The sequence below is a fragment of the Methanospirillum sp. genome (assembly GCF_028679455.1).
In the GTDB taxonomy this organism is placed as follows: Archaea; Halobacteriota; Methanomicrobia; order Methanomicrobiales; family Methanospirillaceae; genus Methanospirillum.
Window position 1 is genome coordinate 1 of the sequence record NZ_JAJRBM010000415.1, and the last position, 7469, is coordinate 7469.

Genomic DNA, 7469 nt, shown 5'->3' on the forward strand with positions numbered 1-7469 from the left:
ACTTGTGACTGAGGTTCCTGCTTTGATGTAACACATCCAGATGAAAAAAGAAGACCTGCTACAATAATCAGAATAAAAATTAATTTGAAGTTCATTATCACTTGATTGAATCACTAGTATAAATACCTGAGCACATCATCTCTTCCCTTCAAAAATAATATTTTTTGTTCAGGGAGATTATTTAGATCTAGAACTCGAACCTATATCTGTGGATATATTATCTATCATTCTGATCATCTTTGGTCTCTGTCTCTTTGAGATCATATCGAGCATTGATAATGCGATTATCAATGCCGAGGTGCTCTCGACGATGAAACCACAGTTCAGACGCTGGTTTCTCCTCTGGGGCATTCTCTTTGCAGTATTTGTGGTACGTGGTCTGCTACCTCTCATCCTGGTCTGGGCTTCAACTCCGTCACTCACACCCTGGGAAGTCTTTACCGCTATGTTCAGTGACAGTCCTCAGATAAAAGAAGCCATCGAAGCATCATCCCCCATGCTTCTCATCGGAGGAGGAATTTTTCTGATCTTTCTCTTTCTTCACTGGCTCTTCCTCGAAAATAAGGAATATGGACTGCGTGGAGAGAGATACCTGGAGTCAAAAGGCGTCTGGTTCTTTGCCATAGTATCCATATTACTGGCTGTTATTGTCTGGTTTGCTCTCGAGCGGCATTCATTCATGGCGTTTGGGGCAGTTGTGGGATCCAGTGCTTTTTTTATTGTACATGGATTCAGGCAGAATGCAGAAGCTCAGGAACAGGAACTTATCGGGGGAAATATGTCTGACATCAGCAAGATCTTTTATCTTGAAGTAATTGATGCAACTTTCTCCATTGACGGAGTACTTGGTGCATTTGCATTCACGATGTCAGTTCCATTAATTCTTGTTGGAAATGCTCTTGGAGCAATCGTTGTCAGACAACTTACCGTGAGTAATATTGATCGGATCAAGCGGTATCGATACCTGAAGAACGGGGCGATGTACTCGATTCTGTGTCTGGGTTGTATCATGGTTGTTGATGCATTTGGTATTCATATCCCTACATTTGTATCACCTCTGATTACGTTCGGCGTTGTCGGATACTTCCTTATAAAATCAATACGCGATCCCCAGTACTCACAACCAATCTGCTAATACCAAGGATTACTATTGGCGCTGGCCGGTCATGACATCATGACTGGTCTTGATCTATTATTATATTCTTAAGCAATACTATCGAATCTAAACCCGAGATTTAAGTCATTAGACAGCGATAATATAGGATACTATCGTAGCTTTTCCATTTTTTATGGGGGTTCACTTTGTCAGATACGTACGATTCTGGAAATATCAAAATATTACGAGGGCTCGAACCGGTTCGTGAACGCCCGGCAATGTACATCGGATCTACCGATACGCGAGGTCTTCATCACCTGGTCTATGAAGTTGTCGATAATTCGATTGATGAAGCACTCGCCGGATACTGTACTCAAGTTGACATTATCATCCGTCAGGATGGAAGTGTCAGTGTTGAGGATAACGGCCGTGGTATCCCCATCGATCCGATGAAGGAGAACGACAACAAGAGTGCACTTGAGACGGTCCTTACCGTCCTTCATGCTGGAGGAAAATTCGATAAGGACACATATCAGGTATCAGGGGGTCTGCACGGTGTCGGTGTCTCGGTAGTAAATGCTCTCTCGATCAAACTGACCGCTCAGGTCTGGAAAGACGGGAACGAGTATGAGATGCAGTTCTCACGGGGAGGAGTCATTCAGGAGATGACTACCCGTACAGAATCGTTTGATGAATTGAAAGCGAGATATGTACGCAGATTGGGAGAACTTCCAGTTGACGCTCCGGATAACCGGGATGATTTTCTGCGGAAATTCTATGCTGCGGTTACCGGTACACGGGTAACCTTTAAACCCGATAGTACCATCTTTGATACCGTCGATTTCGATTATGATATTCTGGCACACCGGATGCGGGAACTCGCATTCCTGAACAGCGGTATTACCATCAGAATCTGTGATGAACGGTGTGAAGACTGGAATGAATGCCGTGAAACTTTTTCATATGTTGGTGGAATTACCGAGTATGTCAGATTCCTTAACCGTGATATTCCTCCGATTCATGAGAGCATTATCGCACTCGGAAAATCAGATCCTGAAAATAAGGTTGAAGTTGAGATAGCACTTCAATACTCGACCGGGTTTTCTGAAAAGGTGTTTACCTACGTAAACAGCGTCAATACCCGTGAAGGTGGGACACATCTGGAAGGGTTCAGATCTGCTCTTACGAAGGCCATCAACAAGATGGGAAAGGAAAACAAGGCAATCAAGGATCCAAGTTTTTCATTAAAAGGTGAAGATGTCCGTGAAGGCCTGACTGCCATCATCTCAGTGAAGATGGCAAACCCTCAGTTTGAAGGGCAGACCAAGATGAGACTGGGGAATAGTGAGATCAAAGGAATCGTTGATTCACTGGTTTATTCCTCACTATGTGAGTACTTCGAAGAGCATCCCAAAGATCTTACTTCCATCGTTGAAAAAGCGATGCTTGCTTACCAGGCTCGTGAGGCAGCACGTAAAGCCAGGGAACTTGCAAGGAGAAAAAGTACTCTTGATTCATCCGGCCTTCCGGGAAAACTCGCTGACTGTTCTGAACGATCTCCTGAAAAGAGTGAGATGTATATTGTGGAAGGAGATTCTGCAGGTGGTAGTGCCAAACAGGGACGAGACCGCAGATTCCAGGCAATTCTTCCACTTAGGGGTAAGATCCTGAACGTCGAAAAGGCAACGGTTCACAAAATTCTCAAGAATCTTGAGATTCAGTCATTAATATCAGCCATTGGTACCGGTGTTGGAGAATCATTTGATATCGAAAAAGCCCGGTATCACCACATCATCATCATGACCGATGCAGATGTGGATGGAGCACATATCAGCACCCTGCTTATGACGTTCTTCTACCGGTACATGCAGCCTCTTATTGATGCCGGTTATATTTATCTCGCACAACCTCCCCTCTACCGGATTGCCAAAGGAAAACAAGAGGTATATGCATATGCTGAAGACGAGATGCGAAGAGTAATGCAGGAGATGGGCGATAAAGGAGTCGGTCTTCAGCGGTACAAGGGTCTTGGTGAGATGAATGCTATCCAACTCTGGAGTACTACCATGGATCCGGAGACCCGTATCCTCAAGCAGATCAAGATAGAAGATGCAAGTTACGCAAATGAGATCTTTGAGAAACTGATGGGAGATGATGTTACTGCCAGAAAAGATTTCATTAAGCGACATTGCAAAGAGGTGACCAACCTTGACTTCTGAGCAGGATCTGCCTGAAGTAGAAGTACTCGAAAATCCCCGGGTTAAACCGGTGAATGTCGAGGAGGAGATGAAGACCTCGTACATCAACTATGCAATGTCGGTCATCATCGGCAGGGCAATTCCTGATGTTCGGGACGGCCTCAAACCAGTGCACCGCAGATCCCTCTTCGCGATGTGGGAAATGGGAAATACTCATGACAAGGCCTACAAGAAATCCGCCCGTGTGGTCGGAGAAGTCATGGGTAAGTTCCATCCGCATGGTGACTCCTCTATCTATGGTACCATCGTAGGGATGGCCCAGCCGTGGACATACCGTATGATGCTGGCCGACGGTCAGGGTAACTTCGGTTCGATCGATGGTGACTCACCTGCAGCAATGCGTTACACCGAGATTCGCCTCAAACCTGAAGCTGAGGAGTTACTTGCTGATCTCGACAAGGAGACGGTTGGATTCGTTCCAAATTTTGATGAATCCCTTGAAGAACCGTCAGTACTCCCTGCAAAACTTCCCAACCTGCTCATCAACGGATCTGATGGTATTGCGGTCGGGATGGCTACCAAGATGCCGCCCCACAATCTTGGAGAGGTTTGCAAAGCAATCATCTATTATCTGGATCATCCGGATGCAACGGTAGAAAACCTGATGGAGATCCTCCCGGGTCCTGATTTTCCTACCGGCGGCGTGATCATGGGTACCGATGGTATCAAATCGGCCTATCATACCGGATATGGAAAGCTCACGGTCCGTGGTGTTGCTGATATTGATGAGACCGGTAAACGTGAACATATCATCATCACCGAGATACCCTACCAGGTAAACAAATCAAGGCTCATTGAGCATATTGCAGAACTGGTCAGGGAGAAGAGAATCGACGGCATCTCTGATATCAGGGATGAGTCGGATAAAGAAGGGATGCGGATTGTTATCGATCTGAAGAAGGGAACTCATCCTCAGATGGTTCTGAATCATCTCTTCAAGCATACCGCTCTTGAAAGCACCTTCGGTGTCATCAATCTCGCCATCGTTGACAATCAGCCAAAAGTTCTCGGCCTTATTCCACTGATCGAGCAGTTTGTCAAACACCGTATTACTGTAATTACCCGTCGGAGTGAGTACGATAAACGGAAGGCTGAAGAACGTGCCCATATACTCCGAGGGCTGCTTCATGCAATTGACAACATTGATGCAGTGATTGCGACAATACGGGCATCAAAGACTGCTGATGAGGCAAAAGGAGCACTGGTAGAAAAATTCGATCTCGATGAAGCCCAAGCTACCGCAATCCTGCAGATGCAGCTTCGTCGTCTCGCAGCTCTTGAAAAGCAGAAACTTGTCGATGAACGGGAACAGCTTGAAGCAGAAATTCGCCGTCTGATGGAACTTCTTTCATCTGAAACAAACATCAGGGCTGAAATCGCCAGAGAATTGACCGAGTCAGAAGCAAAATTCGGTGATAAACGGCGGACTGAAATAACATTCGATCCCACAACCATCGACAAGGAAGACCTCATTCCAAATAAACAGGTACTGGTCTGTCTGACCAAGCATAATTACGTGAAATATATCGATATCGATGCATACCGGACACAAGGGCGGGGTGGTCGCGGGGTTATGGGTATCTCAACCAAGGACGAAGACTTTGTCGAGCAGGTCTTTGTTGCATATACTCATGATCACCTCCTCTGTTTCACATCTGAAGGAAGAGCATACTGGCTCAGGGTTTTTGATATTCCCGAAGGATCACGGCAGAGCCGTGGAAAGGCAATTGTCAATCTGTTGAATCTGAAGGATGATGAGCGGGTAACCGCAGTAATCCCAGTTAAGGAATTTTGTGCTGACCGGTTCTTCCTCTTCCTGACCGAACATGGAATGACGATCAAGATCCCGCAGGATGAATTCTCACGACCCCGCTCCACCGGTGTGAATGCGATCACTCTTCGTGATGATGATCACCTGGTTCATGTTATCGTTACTGACGGAAGCCAGGAGGTTCTCATTACAACCCGGTACGGACAGAGCCTGCGGTTCCATGAAGATCAGATCTCACTCCGTCACCGCAATGCCCTTGGTGTTATCGGTATGCGGATGCGGGATGACGATGTGGTCCGGAGCCTGACCGTGGTCGAGGAAGGAAAACTCCTCCTTACTATAACCGAAGCAGGATATGGAAAGCGGACCAGTTTTGATGAATACCGCGGTCATGGCAGAGGAACACTCGGAGTCAGAAATATTAAGGTCGGACGCAACGACGGGGTAGTCACCGCATTCGCAGTATCTGAAGATGAAGAGATCATTCTGATGAGTGCTGATGGAAATGTGATCAGGACCAAGGTCAATAAGATCTCAATTCAGGGAAGAAGTACCCGTGGTGTCAGAATGATGAAGATAAATGCCAAAGATCGGGTAGTTGGTGTCACCTCACTCTCCCCTGAAGAATCTCAGGAACTTCAGGATATTCCTCAGGCCGAGATTATTGATGAAGGCGATGAAGACCTGGCACCAGATCAGGAATAACTGAATCTTTTTTTAACCGATAGTTCCGAGTCACGTTATTTCCATTCGAATTTCTTTATCACAGATAGTAAGTCTGGAAGTGATTTATTTATCTTTCTTTTTACATGGCAATAATATATAAACTTGTACTTGCATTCATAGATTTGCCACATTTTTCGCGCAGATCATTACTGGGTTGATTATGATGTTTCTGGATAATATTGCATTAAAACCGAAACTGCTCGGTGGCTTTGGTATCATGATTGTCATCGCCATCATCATCTCACTTATTGGTTTTTCATCAATGGGTACGATGACCGGGAAAGCAGACCAGATGTATTCAGAACGCCTCATCGCGTTAGACGGCCTAATGAATGCAGATGCCAGTTTCCTTAATATCAGGGTTAACATTTACAAGACCGTTTTTGCAAAAGATGAACGGATTGATAAATTTGCTGAGGTAGATACAGAAATAGCCAATATTAAAAATAAAGTCGCTGCTTATCAGAAAAATGCAACCTCTGAAGACGAGCAGAAACTTATTACAACATTTAACACAAACTGGCCGATCTTTGAAAAGTCTCTTCGAGGCGTCATAGATGATATGAAGGCAGGAAAGGAAGATGCTGCTCTTACCGGGATTTATAGTGATGACTTTAAAGTTCCCCGCGATGCAGCCCAGGGTGCACTTGATCAACTAGAACAATATAATCAGGATCAGGCCAGAACTCTAAAAGAGGATATTGCCAGACTCTACCAGCAATCATCCTGGATATTTTTATTCATCACCCTGTTTGCTATCATCTTCGGAATCTCCTTTGCTCTTATCCTTACCACAAGTATTACGCGACCATTGGAAAAAACTATGGAAATGATTCAGGAGATGGGGAAAGGGCATCTGGGAATGCGATTGATGATGACGCGCAAAGATGAAGTCGGAAAGATGTCCCATGAACTGGACAATTTTGCAGAAATACTCCAGGTATCAGTGATCGGAATCATGCAGAAGATTGCTTTCGGAGAAAAAGTTGATACCGTTCCGATCATTGATGAGCATGATGAGATTGGTCCAGCCCTCAAGGCAACGGTGGATACGATCAACGATCTTATCGCAGAAACCAAAATACTCACAAATGCAGCAGTCGCAGGAGAACTAGCCACTCGTGGCGATGAGACAAAGTTCCAGGGAGCATATCGTGAGATCATCAGTGGAATCAACACAACCCTGGAGAATATTCTCATTCCTCTCAATGAAAGTATGCAACTCGCAGGTTCATATGCAGGAGGGAACTTTTCAGCCAGATTTTCTGAAAAGATCAATATCAAAGGGGATTTAATCACGTTTAAACAGGCGATGGACACCATCGGTGTCGATACCGGGATTGCAGTGAGTGCTGTGGTATCAGAAGTACATAATCTGATGAACGGTATGGAAGAGACCAATGCAAGTATTGAAGAGATATCAGCAGGAGCACATAATCTTGCACAGAATTCCTCCAGGGTAAGCGATCTTTCGGATAAATCATTACAAGAAATACAACAGATTCTGCATGCAATGAATGATCTCGCATCAGCGGTTTCAGCCGTTGCTGTTGACACGGGAAAAGTTGCCTCCTTAACTCAGGAAACAGATTCACTTTCATCCGAAGGAGCCAGGCTG

Annotated in this window: 4 protein-coding genes; all 4 read left to right on the top strand. The window is 45.2% G+C overall.

Annotated features, from left to right (window positions below; genetic code table 11):
• The first annotated feature begins 208 nt into the window (after positions 1-208).
• Positions 209-1135, top strand: coding sequence for a DUF475 domain-containing protein (locus LUQ50_RS14155; protein ID WP_300040777.1), 927 nt, complete (start codon positions 209-211; stop codon positions 1133-1135).
• A 167-nt stretch (positions 1136-1302) separates the two neighbouring features.
• On the top strand, positions 1303-3315 hold the full coding sequence (locus LUQ50_RS14160) for a DNA topoisomerase subunit B (RefSeq protein ID WP_300040778.1): 2013 nt from the start codon (positions 1303-1305) through the stop codon (positions 3313-3315).
• Positions 3305-5830 carry a DNA gyrase subunit A gene (gene gyrA / locus LUQ50_RS14165; protein ID WP_300040779.1) on the top strand — a complete coding sequence of 842 codons (2526 nt, stop codon included), beginning with the start codon at positions 3305-3307 and terminating at the stop codon, positions 5828-5830. Before LUQ50_RS14160 ends, gyrA begins: the two co-directional genes overlap by 11 nt.
• 181 nt (positions 5831-6011) lie before the next feature.
• Positions 6012-7469, top strand: a 1458-nt coding sequence (locus LUQ50_RS14170) for an MCP four helix bundle domain-containing protein (RefSeq protein ID WP_300040780.1), incomplete at its 3' end; no start/stop codon positions are given.